This window comes from Seonamhaeicola sp. MEBiC01930 (assembly GCF_045277075.1).
Classification (GTDB): Bacteria; Bacteroidota; Bacteroidia; order Flavobacteriales; family Flavobacteriaceae; genus Seonamhaeicola.
In genome coordinates this window covers 943,930-962,274 of sequence record NZ_CP104270.1, presented here as the reverse complement: position 1 = coordinate 962,274, position 18,345 = coordinate 943,930, and the positions used below count along the sequence as shown (strand labels likewise).

General features: G+C 32.9%; 13 protein-coding genes and 1 tRNA gene. 6 read left to right on the top strand and 8 right to left on the bottom strand.

Going from position 1 to position 18,345, the window contains the following annotated elements; genetic code table 11:
• Window positions 1–137: 137 nt before the first annotated feature.
• A complete protein-coding gene (locus N1F78_RS04210) occupies window positions 138–2,468 on the top strand; it encodes a sodium-translocating pyrophosphatase (protein ID WP_406684936.1) in 2,331 nt (776 codons plus the stop codon).
• A gap of 99 nt (window positions 2,469–2,567) precedes the next feature.
• On the opposite strand, the gene N1F78_RS04205 is transcribed toward N1F78_RS04210, so the two are convergent.
• The 4 genes from N1F78_RS04205 to N1F78_RS04190 are packed head-to-tail and all read right to left on the bottom strand — an operon-like array spanning window position 2,568 to window position 6,183.
• Window positions 2,568–3,182: a deoxynucleoside kinase gene (locus N1F78_RS04205; protein ID WP_406684935.1), complete on the bottom strand. Its 615-nt coding sequence runs from the start codon at window positions 3,180–3,182 to the stop codon at window positions 2,568–2,570.
• Between the two features lie 2 nt (window positions 3,183–3,184).
• Window positions 3,185–3,964 (bottom strand): hypothetical protein, encoded by a 780-nt coding sequence (locus tag N1F78_RS04200; RefSeq protein ID WP_406684934.1) that lies wholly within the window; start codon window positions 3,962–3,964, stop codon window positions 3,185–3,187.
• A gap of 33 nt (window positions 3,965–3,997) precedes the next feature.
• Entirely contained in the window at window positions 3,998–4,681 is a 684-nt protein-coding gene (locus N1F78_RS04195; RefSeq protein ID WP_406684933.1) for a response regulator transcription factor, read from the bottom strand.
• Window positions 4,678–6,183: a sensor histidine kinase gene (locus N1F78_RS04190; RefSeq protein ID WP_406684932.1), complete on the bottom strand. Its 1,506-nt coding sequence runs from the start codon at window positions 6,181–6,183 to the stop codon at window positions 4,678–4,680. Before N1F78_RS04190 ends, N1F78_RS04195 begins: the two co-directional genes overlap by 4 nt.
• Window positions 6,184–6,323: 140 nt before the next feature.
• Between N1F78_RS04190 and N1F78_RS04185 the strand changes: the two genes are divergently transcribed.
• From N1F78_RS04185 to N1F78_RS04170, 4 genes are all read left to right on the top strand, one after another.
• Entirely contained in the window at window positions 6,324–7,169 is an 846-nt protein-coding gene (locus tag N1F78_RS04185) for a GLPGLI family protein (RefSeq protein WP_406684931.1), read from the top strand.
• 93 nt (window positions 7,170–7,262) lie between these two features.
• The gene (locus N1F78_RS04180) at window positions 7,263–8,141 is read left to right on the top strand and encodes a GLPGLI family protein (RefSeq protein WP_406684930.1); all 879 of its coding nucleotides are present in this window, start codon (window positions 7,263–7,265) and stop codon (window positions 8,139–8,141) included.
• Window positions 8,142–8,171: 30 nt separating this feature from the next.
• On the top strand, window positions 8,172–10,919 hold the full coding sequence (locus N1F78_RS04175; RefSeq protein WP_406684929.1) for a carboxypeptidase regulatory-like domain-containing protein: 2,748 nt from the start codon (window positions 8,172–8,174) through the stop codon (window positions 10,917–10,919).
• Between the two features lie 57 nt (window positions 10,920–10,976).
• Window positions 10,977–11,058, top strand: a tRNA-Tyr gene (locus N1F78_RS04170).
• A gap of 175 nt (window positions 11,059–11,233) precedes the next feature.
• Here N1F78_RS04170 and N1F78_RS04165 read toward each other — a convergent pair.
• From N1F78_RS04165 to metK, 4 genes are all read right to left on the bottom strand, one after another.
• The gene (locus tag N1F78_RS04165; protein ID WP_406684928.1) at window positions 11,234–12,121 is read right to left on the bottom strand and encodes an arsenite methyltransferase; all 888 of its coding nucleotides are present in this window, start codon (window positions 12,119–12,121) and stop codon (window positions 11,234–11,236) included.
• A gap of 48 nt (window positions 12,122–12,169) precedes the next feature.
• Window positions 12,170–12,502, bottom strand: coding sequence for an ArsR/SmtB family transcription factor (locus N1F78_RS04160; RefSeq protein ID WP_406684927.1), 333 nt, complete (start codon window positions 12,500–12,502; stop codon window positions 12,170–12,172).
• Between the two features lie 110 nt (window positions 12,503–12,612).
• Entirely contained in the window at window positions 12,613–14,427 is a 1,815-nt protein-coding gene (locus N1F78_RS04155) for a hypothetical protein (protein WP_406684926.1), read from the bottom strand.
• Between the two features lie 170 nt (window positions 14,428–14,597).
• Window positions 14,598–15,851, bottom strand: coding sequence for a methionine adenosyltransferase (gene metK, locus N1F78_RS04150; RefSeq protein ID WP_406684925.1), 1,254 nt, complete (start codon window positions 15,849–15,851; stop codon window positions 14,598–14,600).
• Window positions 15,852–16,638: 787 nt separating this feature from the next.
• Here metK and ilvD point away from each other — a divergent pair.
• Complete coding sequence (gene ilvD / locus N1F78_RS04145; protein ID WP_406684924.1) at window positions 16,639–18,327, top strand: dihydroxy-acid dehydratase; 1,689 nt, start codon at window positions 16,639–16,641, stop codon at window positions 18,325–18,327.
• Window positions 18,328–18,345 lie beyond the last annotated feature (18 nt).

Sequence of the window (18,345 nt, the reverse complement as noted above, 5' to 3'; positions counted from 1 at the left end):
CATAGTATTGTAAATATAATAATTTAAGGCTTATATAAATGTAAAATCTTTAATTTGTATAGGTTTTTTTTATCACTTTTATTTTTCTATTTTTATCGGCATTAAAAAATTACTAATCATAACTAACTAATTAAAATATGGAATTTATTGTAGATTTTTTACCGCTCTTTGGAGTCTTAGCTTTAATTTTTGTTTTTGTAAAAAGTGCTTGGGTTTCAAAGCAAGATCAAGGCGATGAAAAAATGAAAAGGATTGCCAAAAACATTGCAGATGGAGCAATGTCTTTTCTAAAGGCGGAATACAAAATATTATCAATTTTTGTTATAGCTGTAGCTATATTATTATACTTCAAAGGTGCCAGTGAAGCAGGGTCTAATGGCATGGTAGCGGTTTCATTTGTGGTTGGCGCTATCTGTTCTGCTTTAGCAGGATTTATAGGAATGAAAGTGGCAACCAAGGCTAATGTTAGAACAACAAGTGCTGCAAGGTCTTCTTTAGGAAAAGCCCTTGAAGTAGCTTTTGCAGGAGGTGCTGTTATGGGTTTAGGCGTAGTTGGCTTAGGCGTTTTAGGACTTAGCGGATTATTTATGATATATAGTGAAATGGGATGGGGTATAAATGAGGTGCTTAATGTGCTTTCAGGATTTTCTTTAGGTGCTTCATCAATTGCTTTATTTGCACGTGTTGGTGGTGGTATTTATACCAAAGCAGCAGACGTAGGTGCGGATTTAGTGGGTAAGGTGGAAGCTGGTATTCCGGAAGACCACCCTTTAAACCCTGCTACAATTGCTGATAATGTAGGTGATAATGTAGGTGATGTTGCAGGTATGGGAGCTGATTTATTTGAATCTTATGTAGGTTCTATAATTGGTACCATGGTTTTAGGAGCCTTAATTACTACTGGAGGATTTGATGGTTTAGGAGCCGTTTATTTACCATTGGTATTAGCTGCTGTTGGAATTATCATGTCTATAATAGGTACTTTCTTTGTAAGAGTAAAAGATGGTGGTTCTCCGCATAAAGCACTTAATTTGGGTGAATTTGGTTCTGCAATGTTAATGGTAATTGCTTCTTACTTTATAATAGATATTATGCTTGCAGATACTACAGGTTTACCACATGGTTCAATGGGTGTTTTTATAGCTGTAATTGCTGGATTAACGGCTGGTTTAGCTGTTGGTAAAATTACGGAGTATTATACTGGAACAGGAACAAAACCAGTTAACTCTATTGTTAGACAATCTGAAACTGGAGCTGCAACTAATATTATAGCTGGATTAGGAATAGGAATGATGTCTACTATGATTCCTATTATTTTAATTGCTGCAGCAATATTAGTATCTCATCATTATGCCGGTTTATACGGAATTGCAATAGCGGCAGTAGGAATGTTGGCAAATACAGGTATTCAACTAGCAGTTGATGCTTATGGGCCAATTTCTGATAACGCCGGAGGTATTGCTGAAATGGCAGAATTACCAAGTGAGGTTAGAGAAAGAACAGATAAATTAGATGCTGTTGGTAATACTACTGCAGCTATAGGAAAAGGGTTTGCAATTGCTTCAGCGGCATTAACAGCTTTAGCATTATTTGCTGCTTTTATGGAGACAGCTGGTGTTGGCGCAATTGATGTTTCTCAGCCAAAAATAATGGCAGGATTATTAGTAGGTGGTATGTTGCCATTTGTGTTTTCAGCCTTGTCAATGAATGCTGTTGGTAGAGCTGCTATGGCAATGATAGAAGAAGTACGTCGTCAGTTTAGAGATATTCCTAAACTAAAGGCTGCTTTAGAAGTTATGAGAGCAGTAGATTCTGATATGTCTAAGGCTACTGAGGCGCAAAGAAAAATATTTGATGAAGCCGATGGTGTTGCCGAATATGATAAGTGTGTTGCTATTTCAACCCAAGCTTCTATTAAAGAAATGGTGTTACCAGGGTTATTAGCCATTGCTGTTCCTGTTGCTGTTGGTTTTATTGGTGGCGCAGAAATGTTAGGTGGGTTGCTTGCAGGGGTAACAACTTGTGGTGTATTAATGGCTATTTTTCAGTCTAATGCAGGTGGTGCTTGGGATAACGCTAAAAAGACTATTGAGGAACAAGGTAAAAAAGGTACGGATGCACATAAAGCAGCTGTAGTTGGTGATACTGTAGGAGATCCGTTTAAAGATACATCAGGACCTTCATTAAACATTTTACTTAAGTTAATGAGTGTGGTTGCACTTGTTATTGCACCAAGTTTGGTTTCTGATGAAGCAGTTCAAGCTTATAATGATAATGCTACTGATGTAGAAATGGTAGAGATTTCAAAGGAAATAAAAGTAGATATGACAAGTAATGATGATGGAACAGCTAAAGCTGTTGTTACTGTTGTTACTGTAGAAAACGGTGAAAAATCAACTTCATATGAAACTTTTGAAGGTTCTGAGGCTGAGGTAAAAGCCAATGTTGAAGCAATAAAAAAGAGTTAAATAAATAATAATTAATCGACAACAACTAAACTAAGTAAAAAACCACGCGTAAATGCGTGGTTTTTTTATTTTATAAAATCATAATATGTAGCCCATGATTTAGAATAACCCGTTAATTTCTGCGTCAATGGTGTTTATAACACTTCCTAAATCTTCTGGGTTGTCTACAAAGTTTAAATTATCAACATCAATAATCACTAATTTACCCTTGTTATAACCATGAATCCATGCTTCATAGCGTTCGTTTAACCTACTTAAATAATCAATACTTATTGTGTTTTCATAATCGCGCCCACGTTTATGGATTTGAGAAACTAGGTTAGGGATTGAGCTTCTTAAATAAATCAACAAATCTGGGCCTTGAACAAGGGACTCCATTAACTCAAAAAGAGAACTGTAATTCTCAAAATCACGATTAGTCATTAACCCCATGGCGTGCAAGTTAGGCGCAAAAATATGGGCGTCTTCATATATAGTTCTATCCTGAATAATACTTTTTCCACTTTGACGAATTTGAAGAACTTGACGGAATCTACTATTCAAAAAGTATACCTGAAGATTGAAACTCCAACGTTCCATTTGGTTATAAAAATCGTCTAAATAAGGGTTATCTACAACATCTTCTAATTGGGCTTCCCATTTATAGTGTTTCGCTAGTAATTTAGTTAGGGTAGTTTTTCCAGCGCCAATATTTCCGGCAATCGCAATATGCATACTTAATTAATTTTTAATTGAAATTGTTGTAGTTTTTGATTCTGGTAAATATACAAGGTTTCATTGGTTACAAAAAACTGTTTTATCAACAAATTTGGTAAAGAAATTGGAATGGCTTTATCACTGTTATTCTTTAAATAAAAAAGCTTATTGTCCTTTAGTAATAATAGATTTCCGTTATTTTCTTCTAGTTTGGTATAACCAGTATTAGGTGTTTTGCTAATTAGGTTTCCAAAGTAATTATATTCTAAAATATATGCTGAGGTAAGCAACCAAACTTGGTTGTAATTACTTTTTAAGTCAAGTACTTTGTTTTGAATGGGTAATGATCGTGCTTGTGTTGTATTGTTTTTATGGTTGTATAATTCTAGCTGTTGTGTGTCTTGATTAAATATCCAAATTGTATTATCAAAACCATTAGATAAGTGGGTGACATTCTTATAGGGTTGTCTGTCGTTAAAATCAATTTTAAAAATTTCAGCTAGCCTATTGTCTAAAATAATGACTGTATTAAAATCTCTATAAAATAAATTGATTTTTAATGGGTTGAAAGCATTGGCTGTTGTCACTTCTCCCAATTGCAAGTTGTTGTATGATATGGTGTTAGATGTGCTTTTTTTATAGAATGTATTATTGTTAAGATGGTAAATGGTGCCAAAATTATCTATGGCAACAATCTTATTAGTATTAAAGTCTGTGGTTTTTATGTGGGTTGTTTCAATAATATCTTGAGAGTATATTGAAAATGGTAATAGCCAAAAAAAAAGTATAGCATTTTTCATGTCGTTTTGAAAAATACAAAAATCAAACCATTATTAGCAAATTAATTTATAGCCATACCCTCTAACATTTATAATTTGAAGATTTTTGTCTGAACTTATTTTTTTTCTAAGTTTAGTTATAAATACATCCATACTTCTTGCGCTAAAAAAATCATCATTCCCCCAAAGTTTATTTAAGATTAATGAACGGTCTAAAACTTGGTTTTTGTTCTTAATTAAATGGAATAATAAATGCGCTTCTCTGTGAGTAAGTTGTTGTGTTAATTCGTTTTTATACTGAAGTTCTTGTTTTGGAAAATTAAAAGAGAAATTACCAATCTGAAGTATATCTGCTTCTCTTTGAACTTTGGTTCTATTCAATAAATTGTTAATCCTAACAATAAGTTCTTCCATGCTAAATGGCTTTTTCAAATAATCATTTCCGCCAATAGTAAAACCCTCCACTACATCTTGGGTTTGTGATTTGGCAGTTAAAAAAATAATAGGAATTATCTCATCTAAGATTCTAATTTCTTTTGCTAAAGTAAAGCCATCTTTTTTTGGCATCATAACATCAAGGACTAACAGCTCTGGGTTAAATTTTTTATAGGTTTCAAAAGCCTTGTCTCCATTTTCACATAGTAAAACTTTAAAGTTTCTAGTTTCTAGACTTTCTTTAATAATTAATCCTAAAGCTGGTTCGTCTTCTGCTAAAAGTATGGTTATTGGTCTGCTCATTTGGGAATAGAAATTTTGAAAGTTGTTTCATTCTTATGTAATTCCAAATCAATAGTTCCGTTGTGTTTTTCAACTATTTTTTTTGTGTAATAAAGCCCAATTCCAAAACCTTTAACGTCGTGTGTATTGCCTTTAGAAATTCGATAAAATTTTTCAAAAATTTGGTCTTTATTAGCTTTGGTTAGGGTGTTGCCATTATCAGAAATAGTAATAATGATGTTTGATGATTTTTCATTTAAATTAACCGTAATTTTATCACCTCCATATTTTACGGCATTATCAAGAATATTGTTTAATGCGTTATCAAAATGGAATATGTCAATGGCTCCCATTATGTTTTCAGATGAGGTTTTGAAACCAAATGTTTTGGCTACTGTTTGCATTTTATGCTTATCTACAATTTGCTCTAAAAGTTGGTTTATATTGTAACGTTCTTTATTTAGTTCAAGACTATCGCTATCTAATGTGGCAGTTTCTAAAAGCTTTTCAACCATCACATTTAGTTTTGATAGTTGTTGATTAGACATGTCTAAATATGTTTTTGTTTTCTCTTTGTCGTTAATGGTATTAAAGTCCTTTATGCTTTCAATAGCTACACCTATGGTTGCAATAGGTGTTTTAAATTCATGAGTAATGTTACTAATTAAATCGTTTTTAACTTCAGCTAATTGCTTTTGTTCTTTAATGATTTTTAAGAGATAAAAAAGAGAAAAAATAACGGCTAGTATTAATAATAATGAGACAAAAACACCTCCTAATATGCGTTTTAAAATAATCACCGTATCATTAGTAAAACTAATGTTTAGTTCACTTCCTTCAGGTAAAAAGGTAGACTTTGAAAATGTATTTAAAATAAATTTGGTATTAGGAGAATTTAGGGTTTCAAAGCGGTTAAAATTTTTAACATCATTTTGTGCATTTTTGAAAATAAGCTCATATTTGGTGTCAATATTTTTTCTTTTTAATTCTATATTTAAGAGACTGTCAACCTCTTTAAGGTTTAATGTGTCATTATTAATAGAAAGAACAACCTTAGATGTTAGCATTTTAATATTGTCTAATTTTGATTTAATTAGTAGGTGATTTGCTATAGAATCATGTGAATAATAGGTGGTATCTATATTTATTTCAGTAATTATAGAATCAACTTTTTTTCCTCTTACAACCGTGATGCCTTCTGCTTTGGAAACATCTACGTTATCAAAATTTTTGAAATGTTTCTTTGTTTTGTCTATTTGAGAAATAATATGTTGTAACTCACCTCCTTCCTTAAAAAAGTGCTCTTTTTTATCTTCATTAAATTCAAAACCAATGGTAGTGCGTTCTGCTAAAAGTGCATAATAGTTATCTACTGCCTTATCTAAACTGCTTTGAACATCATTTACTAGTTGTTGTTTATTGCTAAGGTAGTTTTTGTAATTCCAGAACACTTGTATGCCAATAGTGCCTACTATTACAGTAATAATAGAATAAAGTAGCCATCTGTATTTTTGCTCGTTCATAATTCAAAAGTAGAGCTTAGAATTAAATAAAACCAATTGGTTAACACTAGTTAACATTAGTTAACTAAAGGTTTTAGAAATGTGTGTCATATTTGTATGGTCAATAAAAAACGAACATAAAATATTTAAAATTAATTAAAATGAAAAAATCAATTATTTTATTCGGAATACTATCCATGGTCTTATTTTCTTTAGGTGCTCAGGATTTTCAAGGTGTGGCAACTTATAAAACCAAACGAAAACTAGATTTTAAGATAGATAGTACAAAAATGGATGCAGAAATGTATAAAAATGTAAAAGCTATGTTGAAAAAGCAATTTGAAAAGACATTTCTTTTAGCATTTAATAGGGAGTCTTCTGTGTATAAGGAAGATAAACCTATTGAAGGCGCAGGCTCAGGTGGTATGCAGATTGAAGTTATGACTACAAATGACTCTGAAATATTATATAAAAACATAAAGGAAAACAGGTATACATCGCAAAGCGAAGTATTAGGAAAAGTGTTTTTGGTTAGAGACACTTTAGAAACTCAAGATTGGCAATTAGAAAAAGAAACAAAGTTTATTGGTCAATATGCTTGTCGTAAAGCAACTAGAAAACGCATGGTTGAAGTTTTTGAAAGCACGGTAAGTATTGACGGTGATAATGATTTTAATGAAGAAAATAGTGAGCCAGAAATGAGAGAAGTTATAGTTACAGCATGGTATACTATGCAGATTCCAATTAATACTGGTCCTGATAGATATTATGGTTTGCCAGGTTTGATTTTAGAGGTTCATGATGGTGATGAAACCATAGTATGTAGTAAAATTGTTCTGAACCCCAAAGATAAAGTAACTATTAAGGAACCTTCTTCTGGTAAAAAAATAAATCAAAAAGATTTTGATGTTATAGTTGAAGAGAAAATAAGAGAGCAAGAAGAAAAAAGAAATCAAATTCGCGATGATGATGATGGGCATAGCGTTGAAATTAGAATGGGTGGTTAATTTTAAGAATTATTTAACGTTTTTAGTTTAAACTATTGTCTGGGTTGTTGGTCTTAAAAAGAAACTTTTTAAGTGTTAACCTAAACTTTTAAAATGAAAACCACACTAAAAACAATTTTAATTCTAGTCTGTTTTGTTGCCTTTAATTTTTCACAGGCTCAAGACTTCCAGGGTAAAGCCTATTACATGTCTAAGACTACAATAGATATGAATAATTTTGGAAGGCCAGGAATGAGTGAAGAGGATAAAAAGAGAATTGCTGCTAGAATGAAAGATGCACTGGAGAAAACATTTATACTCACCTTTAATAAACTAGAATCTATTTACAAAGTAGAGGAGAAGATAGAAGCGCCTGGATCTGGAGGTGGTGGTAGAGGAGGATTTAGGTCTATGATGATGAGTAATTTTGTTGATGGTAATGAATATAAAAATGTTAAGAATCAATCATTTTTGCAAGAGCGTGAATTGTTTGGAAAAAAATTCTTGATTAAAGACTCAATACCAAGCTTTGAGTGGAAAATGACGGGTGAGTCTAAACAAATAGGTCAGTACACATGTTTTAAAGCTACTGGAAAAAAAATAAAGTATGGCTTAGATGTAAATAACGCTAGACCAGGACCAAGAAGAGGTAATGAATCTGAACAAGCATCTAAAGAAGAAAAACCAAAAACTGAACCTGAGATAAATGAAGTAGATGTTGTTGTTTGGTATACGCCACAGATACCAGTAAGTCAGGGGCCAAGTGATTATTGGGGTTTACCAGGTTTAATATTAGAAGTTAATGAGGGCAGAACTACAATTTTATGTACTAAAATAATAATGAATCCTGGAGACAAAGAACCTATAAAAGTACCTTCAAAAGGTAAAGAGGTTAGTAGAGCTGAATACGATGTTATTTCAAAAACAAAAATGGAAGAAATGCGTCAAAACTTTAGAAGAGGAGGAAATCGCTCTGGTGGTGGAAGAAGATAAATCAATCAAATTTTAAGATAAAACCAATCAATGAAAAATGTTTTAATATTTATGTTACTTATGGTAGCATCAACATCTTTTGCTCAAGTTAGACTAGAAGGTGTAGTTAAAGATAGTTTAGGAAATGCATTAGAACTTGCAAATGTAATAGCTATAAATAAAGCTACTCAAAAACTAGATTCTTATGGCATTACAAGTAGTGATGGGCGATATAGGTTATCATTAGAAAGAAATAGTTCATATACGATTCAGGTGAGTTATGTAGGCATGAAAACTGCAAAAGCAGATGTTCAGACAATTGATAAACCTGTAAGTCAGGATTTTGTTTTAATGAATGATAATACTTTAGAAGCAGTTGAATTGGTTTATGAAATGCCGGTAACTGTAAAAGGTGATACTATTATTTATAATGCAGACTCATTTAAAAACGGGTCTGAACGAAAGCTAGAAGATGTTTTAGAAAAATTACCTGGAGTAGAGATTAATGATAGTGGGCAAATAGAGGTAGAAGGTAATGTGGTACAAAAAGTTACTGTAAACGGTAAAGATTTTTTTGATGGCGATTCTAAATTAGCGGCAGAAAACATCCCCTCTAATGCTGTAGATAAGATTGAAGTGCTACGTAACTTCTCTGAAGTTAGCCAATTAAGGAGTGTAGAGAATAATCAGAACAATTACGCTATTAATATAAAGCTAAAGGAAGGGAAAGAAAATTTTTGGTTTGGAGACGTAACAGTAGGAGCAGGAGTAGCTCCTTCACCCAATGATGAATTATATTTAGTGCAACCAAAATTGTTTTATTACAGTCCAAAGTATAGTGTCAATCTTATTGGAGATTTAAATAACATAGGCGAACCAGCCTTAACTAATAGAGATTTGCGCAGTTTTGGAGGTGGGTTTAGGTCCCCAAGTAGAGATAGCGGTACAAGTCTTAGTTTGGGTAATAATGGTTTAAGTGGATTAACAAGCCTTTCCAATGCACAAGAGGTAAAATCTAAATTAGCAGCAACAAATTTTAGTTATTCACCAAATAAGGCATTAGATTTAAGTGGGTTTTTAATTTACAATACAACACGTTTAAATACTCGGCAAGAAAGTTTTAGAACCTATACAGACCCTAATTTAGACATACCAGATGAAGAAACAGTAAATACAGGTAAGGAAGCATCAGATCAGGGGTTGGTGAAATTAAGTGCATCATATAAGCCAAATGTAAATAATCAATTAGACTATGATGTTATGGCAAGACTAACTAAAGATTCTGAAGGACAAACAGAATTATCTTCTGTAATTGGAACCACAGATCAACTTGAAGAAGTTACCCCGTTTAGTATTAATCAAAATTTAAAATATTATTACACCCTTAATGAGAATAATATTTTTGCTTTTGAGGCGCTTCATGTTATAAAAGATGAAGATCCGTTTTACGATGCATTTTTAAATAATGATCCTACTAACAATGGAACAGATGATGAAGATGCTTATGATGAAACCGCTGCGGAATTAGGATTAGATAGGAGTTTAGATTTCTATAACCTAGGACAAAATCAACGTGTTAAATCTAATCAAATTGATGCTAAATTAGATTACTACAATATACTAAACCCTAAAAGCAATATTAGTTTCACGCTGGGAACTATTTTTAGTAGGCAAGATTTTAACTCTAATATTTTTCAGTTTTTAGAAAACGATAACACCCTTGATATTACTCCAAATATTCTTGATTTAGATAACAATGTATTAGGAGCTATTAATGATACGCAGTATAATTTTAGTGATGCATATTTAGGTATGCGATATAATGTGCGTTCAGGTAAATTTACATTTAGACCCGGTGTGTCTGTTCATGCTTATGGTAATGAAAACACACAATTTGGAGAAAAATATGAAGATAATTTCTTCAGGATTTTACCTGAGTTTGAGGCACGTGTACAGTTTAAAAATTCTGAGAGCTTACAGTTTAATTACAGAATGAATAACCAGTTTACAGATGTAACTAGAATAGCTAAAAATTTGGTTTTAAACAGTTTTGATAACCTTTCTTATGGTAATGAGGCTTTACAAAATGGACTTACGCATAATTTATCATTACGTTATAGAAGTTTTAATCTTTTTAATTATACCAATGTTTTTGCAACAGTTAATTATTCGAAAAATATAGATCAAATACGTTCTAGAGCATATTTCAACAATGTTATTAGAACCAGTACGTTTTTTAATTCTCAATTTGCAGATGAGAGTTTGTCAGCATCAGGAAGGTGGCAACGTACTTTTGGTAAAATACGCACAGGGCTTAGTGCTAGTTATAATTATAGTTTGCAAAACCAATTTGTTCAAGATATGCAGTCTGTAAACGAGAGTTTTACTCAAGCCTACAGACCGGAAATACGAACTAACTTTAATAAAGCACCAAATTTAAGATTAAGATATAGTTATTCTGTAACCAATACAGACCAAGGTAGCGGAACTTCTAAAATTGTTAGAAAATCACCATCGGCTAGATTTGATGCTTATATATGGAATTCTGTGACATTTGTTACAGATTATGCTTATACCAATCAAGATGTTGATGGGCGCTCACAATCATTCCAGACTTGGGACGCAAGATTGGCTTATAGAAAAGATAGAGATGCTAAGTGGGAGTTTGAAATAAAAGCTAGTAACCTACTAAATATTGATGCAAGAATTAATAATAATGTTGGTGCATTTTCAGTTTCTAATTCTGCTACTTTTATACTACCAAGGTTTGTGACTTTTAGGGCTATTTATAGTTTGTAATTTGACCTTTTTTTCTTTGCATAATTAAATAACAATAATATATTTGCGCTCGGTTTGGGGAAGATACTCAAGCGGCCAACGAGGGCAGACTGTAAATCTGCTGGTTTTACCTTCGCAGGTTCGAATCCTGCTCTTCCCACATTAACTCGAAAAGTCTGCACTTCCGTGCAGACTTTTTTTATTTCAAAATATTCAAAAGCTTGCTTAAAGATATATTTTGGAATAAAAAAAGAACACTGCGATAGCAGTGGTACTTTTCAATTTCAGGATTGGGAAATAAGGATATTTAATCCTGCTCTATTAACAAATAAAAATTAACAACACCCACTACTAGGTGTGCAACAGCTATCTTGTAATTCAGATAATTTCACTTTAGGTTTATCGGTTTTAACTCCTGGTTTTTCAGCGTAAACAGTAATACTAAAAATACCAACACCGCTATTATTGAAACTGTTTACAGCGTCTTCAGAAAGATATTTGGAAAGAATATCATCTGGAATACGTATAGGTTTTTCCTTTTGAATGGTAATGTTCTGGAACCCTTGGTTTTTTATATATTGCATGTATTCCTTTTTTTGAATAGCGCCTGCAACACAACCTGCATACATTTCGGCATCCTGTTTTAGGGCATCAGGTAAATTGCCGACCAAAACAATATCTGAAATACTAAAATGGCCGCTAGGTTTTAAAACTCTAAAAATCTCACCAATTACTTTTTGTTTATTAGGTACTAAGTTAAGAACACAGTTGCTTACAATAACATCGGCTACATTCTCATTCACCGGAATGTTATCAATGTCTCCTTCTCTAAATTCTACATTATTATACCCTAATTTTTCAGCATTGGTACGTGCTTTTTCTATCATAGTAGGTGTAAAGTCTATACCTATTACCTTACCCTCTGCTCCTGTTTCATGTCTGGCAACAAAGCAGTCGTTTCCAGCTCCAGAACCTAAATCTATAACAGTGTTGCCTTTATTTATTTTGGCAAACTCAGTGGGGAGCCCGCAGCCTAAACCTAAATCGGCATCTTCAACATAACCATCGGTTTCAGAATAATCATCCATCATTATGTTATACACTTTATTTGATGGGGTAGTGGCACCACAGCATGATGAGGCATTTTCAGCTTTACCTTGTTCAGCGATTTTGCTGTATCGTTCTTTAACAATGTTTTTTAATTCTTGTTCATTTGTTTTCATATGGCTATTCTTTTATTGTAATTTTACGATTAATGCTTTCAAATTTTTTTAACAGCAGTCAGGAGCGTTATTTACGTCTAAATCCAAAAAGTTAGATATCATATTTTTCATGTTAGCCCAATTGGTTTTATCAATACAATAACATACACTGGTACCTTCAATACTGCCTTTAATTAGTCCTACATTTTTTAATTCTTTTAAGTGTTGTGAAATTGTAGGTTGCGCTAAACCAATTTCATTGACCAAATCGCCACAAATGCAAGCGTTGATTTTGAATAAGTACTCAATAATTGCAACTCTGGCAGGGTGCCCTAGCACTTTAGCCAATTGCGCAATTTCATTTTGTTGACTCGAGAATTTATCAGATTTAGTAACGCCCATGTTAATTTTATTAATCCATTGTAATATTACGATAAATATTTGAGTTGGTAAAGTTTTTAACAAAAAAAGACCGCGAATATTGCGGTCTTTTGCTTTAATAAGGGTTTTATTTATTCTGAATCTCTTAACACATGAATAACCCCGTTAATAGTATGGGGGTTACCATTGTAATCTTCATAGCTACCGCTAAAATTAATATCAATATACTCTCCAACCTCACCTAATGAGGTTACATTATAAATAATATTATTGTTGTTTTGAGAGATGCCTATGCATTCACCTATGTTTATTCCTGTGTCATTTGGTGTTTGCCAATCTAAATTATCATAAGTCCCAGTATGTGGAGAATCATTTAGCTCGCCAAATAAATAGAAACAGTTATTGGCGCCAGCATCACCTTGACCTGAAATGTTTAAACTATTACCAGTTTCGGAATTTGTTGTATCTGATTCACCAAAAGTGGCTCTGATGTTACTTGCAATTAAAACTGAATCTCCAGAATCTCCATCAATATTATATTGAATGAATTCCGTAATATCATCACATGATGTTAAATTACCTAGATTGGTTTCTGGTGTGTTAAAGGAATAATTTATTTCACCAGTAGTTTGTAGGTTATCATGGTCTATAGCTTCAATACTGAAGTTATCTGAAGAAGAACAGCGTAACATATTTATTTCAAAAACACCATCTGTAACAAGGTCAAAAAATTGTTGATTGCCATAGGTTAATACTACATAGCCATTTGTAATAGGGTTGTCATCACAGTTTATAAATGAGCCGGTTACTGTTTCATTGATAATATCAGAATTCTCACCTACAATTATAGCTAAGGCACTATCTATTGCATATGGCCCTATGGCTGCGGTAGAGATAACATTTGAGCCACAAATTTCAAAATCGTAAACATTTATTTCAAGGGTTTCACCACTTGGTACCAAACCACATACTTCACCCAATTCATTAGTATATCCTATTCTAGTGCCGAAGGTTGTGCTTGTTATGGTAACTTTAGTGTTGGCAAAAGGTGTTTCGTTTTCATTAATTACAGTAACACAAAGATTAATAGCTTCAGCTGGAATATCACAATTCCAAAACGAAAAATGGTTTACTGTACCTATGTAATTGTTGCCAACTAAAGTAGCTTCACCTTCTTCAATCCAATAGCCATTATCTTCATCAAAATACCAAAGTGGAATAGTACTTGGTGCTATGGAAAGTAAACTGGCATCAACCGGAATTTTAATTTCAGCGGAAGACCCTTCGGCAATATTTAAATCTTCACCACCGCTTCCCCTTAGTTCAACGGCAAGCATGCCTAAGGTTTGAAGCATACGCTCTTCGTTATCTTCATTTTCGGCATAAAGCATCCCAGGCATTTGAAATAATATGTTGTCGTCAGTTGGGTCTAAATGATGAATTATAACATCTAAATTACCTGAATAGGTAGAGCCATCTTCTTTAATATATTCGCCTTCTAAACTCACTGAAGCTCCATTTGAGGTTGAAATGGTTTCTTGAGTGCCACTAGAGGTTGATCCCGATATAGTTTCTTCCAAAAGCATTATGGTAATTTTATTTGATCCCGATGTTGGTACAACAGATCGAGAGCCATGAATGTAGCCATTTTTATATGCTTTTATAAATGCGAAACGGTCATTAACTTGTGCATTATTTATGATAAAAACTCCGTTTTCATCAGTTTGAGTTTGACTAGAACCAATAGAGATGATAGCGCCTTCAACAGGATTACTATTAATGTCTATTATATTTCCAATGAAAGTTCTTGTAGTTTCGTCACCAAAATTTTCATGAAAATTTGTAGGGGTATCATCATTGTTTAAATTGTCATCTGGAAGTTTTTCTTCATTGCAAGACAGTAAAGTTCCAATTAAACAAAGCGTTAAGAATAGTTTTGTTCTCATAAACATAGTTATTTGTAGGTTAAACAATTTGGGGTGATGACTGCTTTAAGCAGTCATCTGCTTATATAACAGTTAACTTGAAAAAACTCCTACCCTTATAATATGAAAAACAAAAAAAATCCTCTAGTCAAATTTGATTAGAGGATTTAGAAATATGGTAATTAAATATTTTACAGTCCGAAAACTTCTTTTACTTTATCAACGTAATCAAGTTTCTCCCATGTAAATAATTCTACATCTAAAGTTTTACTTTCACCGTTAGGTTGTGTAAATGTTTTGCTTACAGTTTCATTGATACGTCCCATGTGTCCGTACGCTGCAGTTTCACTGTACATAGGAGATCTTAACTTTAATCTGGTTTCAATGGCGTAAGGTCGCATATCAAATATTTCTGATACTTTTTCAGCTATTTCACCATCACTAAGGTTAATTTTAGAAGTTCCATAAGTTTCTATAAAGATACCCATTGGTTCAACTACTCCAATAGCATAACTTACTTGAACTAGTACTTCGTCTGCTAATCCGGCTGCTACTAAATTTTTGGCAATATGACGTGTTGCATAAGCAGCACTTCTATCAACTTTACTAGGGTCTTTTCCAGAAAAAGCACCACCACCATGGGCGCCTTTACCTCCGTAGGTATCTACAATAATTTTTCTACCTGTTAATCCAGTGTCTCCATGAGGTCCACCAATAACAAATTTTCCTGTTGGATTGATATGATACTTTATATCATCATTAAATAATGCCTGAATAGCTTTTGGCAGTTTTTCAACTACTCTAGGGATTAAAATATCAACAATGTCTTTTCTAATTTTTGCCAACATGGTGTCATCATCACCAAAATCATCATGCTGGGTAGATACTACAATAGCATCAATTCGTTGAGGTACGTTATCGTCACTATATTCAATAGTTACCTGACTTTTTGAATCTGGTCTTAAATAGGGGATGTCTTTATTTTCACGACGTAAATCACCAAGTTCTTTTAAAATACGGTGAGACAAGTCTAATGCCAAAGGCATATAATTTTCGGTTTCATTGGTTGCATAACCAAACATCATACCTTGGTCTCCAGCACCTTGTTCTTCTTTAGATGCTCTATCAACACCACGGTTAATGTCATCTGATTGTTCATGAATTGCAGAAAATACGCCACAAGAATTACCATCAAACATATATTCGCCTTTGGTATAACCTATTTTGTTTATTGTATCTCTTGCAATCTTTTGTACATCTAAGTAGGTGTTAGATTTTACCTCTCCGGCAAGTACAACTTGCCCTGTTGTTACTAAAGTTTCACAAGCTACTTTAGAATCAACATCAAAAGCTAAAAAATTATCAATTAAAGCATCACTAATCTGGTCAGCTACTTTATCAGGGTGTCCTTCTGAAACACTTTCCGAAGTAAATAAATATGGCATTTGGTTTTTAGTTTATGAGTGGGATTTGACACATTTGTTAGGGGCTAATACTGCCTTTAGCATTTTGTTTATATCAAGTTTTTTTCTGATATAAGAGGTTGCAATCAGTCAAATCTTTCCTCTGTTATTATGCTGCTAAAATATGAAATTTCTTTAAAAAACAATGGGAATTTTAATTTTTTTATCGATTAAAGTGCTTTTTTTACCGTTGAAATACCTTATTTCATTAAGTTGTTTTGTTTTGGGCTTCCTAAAAAATACACCTAAATAACTGTTAATAAGTATGTTAGGCTTGTTTTTAGTGCGTGAGATTTTGAATCTCTACTTGATTCAAGGAATCAGTAAAAAAAATAATAAAAGATTTTATATGCAGGTATATCCAAATCAATTTTCATTATTTTCATCTAATTCTTGTTGAATTTTATGCTAATAAAAAACATTTAAAGGTCATTTCTATTATAAGCCGTGTTAATATTTTAGGCAATTTAAGAAGTGTTATTTAGTTGATAAAAATTAGGTTTAAGCCTTCCTGTAAATATGGAAGGATTTTTTATGAAATTTTTTTACGCACTGGGCATCATAAAAATAAATAGTTAAACCATTGAAATGCAGTATTATAAGATGTATTTTTGTTCAGTGAATTTAACTAGGTGTCGGGTTGGAAAAGGCTTGTAATTAGCCAAAGGATTATTTTCGTAAGCCTAATTAGTAATTTTTGTTAAAATCCTAAAATTATTGAGGATTTATACCTAAAACTAGATAAGATTTAAAATTATTTACAAGAAATATGAGTAAACTTAATAAATATAGCAGTAGGCTAACTCAAGATGAGTCTCAACCAGCATCTCAAGCCATGTTGTATGCCGTTGGTTTAACGGATGAGGATATGCAAAAAGCACAAGTGGGAATTGCCAGTACAGGATACGATGGTAACCCATGTAATATGCATCTTAATAATTTAAAAGATGAAATTAAGATTGAATGTAAAATTGCAGGCTTAGTAGGTTTAGGTTTTAATACTATTGGAGTTAGTGACGGAATTTCTATGGGTACCTCTGGAATGAATTACTCATTAGCATCAAGAGATATCATTGCGGATTCAATAGAAACAGTAATGAATGCTCAGAGCTACGATGCGCTAATTTCTGTTGTGGGATGTGATAAAAATATGCCAGGAGCGGTTATTGCAATGTTACGTTTAAATCGTCCTTCAATAATGATGTACGGAGGAACAATTGCCTCGGGGAATTATAAAGGAAGAAAATTAAATATTGTATCTGCTTTTGAAGCACTTGGACAAAAAGTAGCGGGTGAGATTGGTGAAGATGAGTATAGAGAAATTATAAAGAGAGCAATTCCAGGTGCTGGAGCTTGCGGTGGAATGTATACTGCTAATACTATGGCTTCTGCTATAGAATGTATGGGGTTTGCTTTACCTTATAACTCTTCTATTCCAGCTGAAAACCCTAATAAGTTATCTGAAAGTGAGCGTCATGCGATTGCTATAAAAAATTTATTAGAGTTAGATTTAAAGCCACTGGATATTATTTCTAAAAAATCAATTGAAAATGCTATCGCTCTTGTAAATGCATTGGGTGGATCAACAAATGCAGTATTACATTTCTTAGCTATTGCTCATGCGGCAGATATAGATTTTACATTAGAGGATTTCCAGAGAGTTAGTGATAGAACACCTTTAATTGCAGATTTAAAGCCTAGTGGAAAATACTTAATGGAAGATGTACATGGTATTGGTGGTACACCGGCGGTTATGAAATATTTGTTGGATAATGGATACTTGCATGGAGATTGTATGACAGTTACTGGAAAAACGCTTGCAGAAAACTTAAAAGATGTAGAACCATTAGAGTTTGAAGAAGATAGTCAAGATGTAATTTACCCAACAGACAAAGCTTTAAAAACTTCAGGTAATCTTCAAATTCTTTACGGAAACTTGGCCTCAGAAGGAGCCGTAGCCAAAATATCTGGAAAGGAAGGATTAGTTTTTGAAGGTAAAGCGGTTGTTTATGATGGAGAACAAGCTGCAAATACTGGGATTTCTAATGGAGAGGTAGAAAAAGGTGATGTAGTCGTCATTAGATATGTGGGGCCTAAAGGTGGTCCTGGAATGCCAGAGATGTTAAAACCAACATCTTTAATCATGGGAGCAGGTTTAGGTAAATCAGTTGCTTTAATTACTGATGGTCGTTTTTCTGGGGGAACACACGGATTTGTGGTTGGACATATTACTCCAGAAGCTCAAAGCGGTGGAACTATTGGGTTATTAAAAACTGGTGATATGATTAGAATTAGTGCAGAAGATAATTCCATTAACGTTTTACTTTCTGATGAGGAAATTCTTGAAAGAAAAGCACAATGGGTTGAACCACCATTAAAACATAAAAAAGGAATTTTATATAAATATGCAAAATCAGTTGCTTCAGCATCTAAAGGCTGTGTAACAGATGCATTTTAATTTCTGTTAAGAACAGAA

Coding starts and splice junctions, on each gene's coding strand:
- N1F78_RS04190 (WP_406684932.1), bottom strand. CDS start 6,183: ATGAACGAGCAAAAATACAGATGGCTACTTTATTCTATTATTACTGTA.
- N1F78_RS04160 (WP_406684927.1), bottom strand. CDS start 12,502: ATGGGCGTTACTAAATCTGATAAATTCTCGAGTCAACAAAATGAAATT.
- N1F78_RS04210 (WP_406684936.1), top strand. CDS start 138: ATGGAATTTATTGTAGATTTTTTACCGCTCTTTGGAGTCTTAGCTTTA.
- N1F78_RS04155 (WP_406684926.1), bottom strand. CDS start 14,427: ATGAGAACAAAACTATTCTTAACGCTTTGTTTAATTGGAACTTTACTG.
- N1F78_RS04185 (WP_406684931.1), top strand. CDS start 6,324: ATGAAAAAATCAATTATTTTATTCGGAATACTATCCATGGTCTTATTT.
- N1F78_RS04180 (WP_406684930.1), top strand. CDS start 7,263: ATGAAAACCACACTAAAAACAATTTTAATTCTAGTCTGTTTTGTTGCC.
- N1F78_RS04165 (WP_406684928.1), bottom strand. CDS start 12,121: ATGAAAACAAATGAACAAGAATTAAAAAACATTGTTAAAGAACGATAC.
- N1F78_RS04195 (WP_406684933.1), bottom strand. CDS start 4,681: ATGAGCAGACCAATAACCATACTTTTAGCAGAAGACGAACCAGCTTTA.
- N1F78_RS04200 (WP_406684934.1), bottom strand. CDS start 3,964: ATGAAAAATGCTATACTTTTTTTTTGGCTATTACCATTTTCAATATAC.
- metK (WP_406684925.1), bottom strand. CDS start 15,851: ATGCCATATTTATTTACTTCGGAAAGTGTTTCAGAAGGACACCCTGAT.
- N1F78_RS04175 (WP_406684929.1), top strand. CDS start 8,172: ATGAAAAATGTTTTAATATTTATGTTACTTATGGTAGCATCAACATCT.
- ilvD (WP_406684924.1), top strand. CDS start 16,639: ATGAGTAAACTTAATAAATATAGCAGTAGGCTAACTCAAGATGAGTCT.
- N1F78_RS04205 (WP_406684935.1), bottom strand. CDS start 3,182: ATGCATATTGCGATTGCCGGAAATATTGGCGCTGGAAAAACTACCCTA.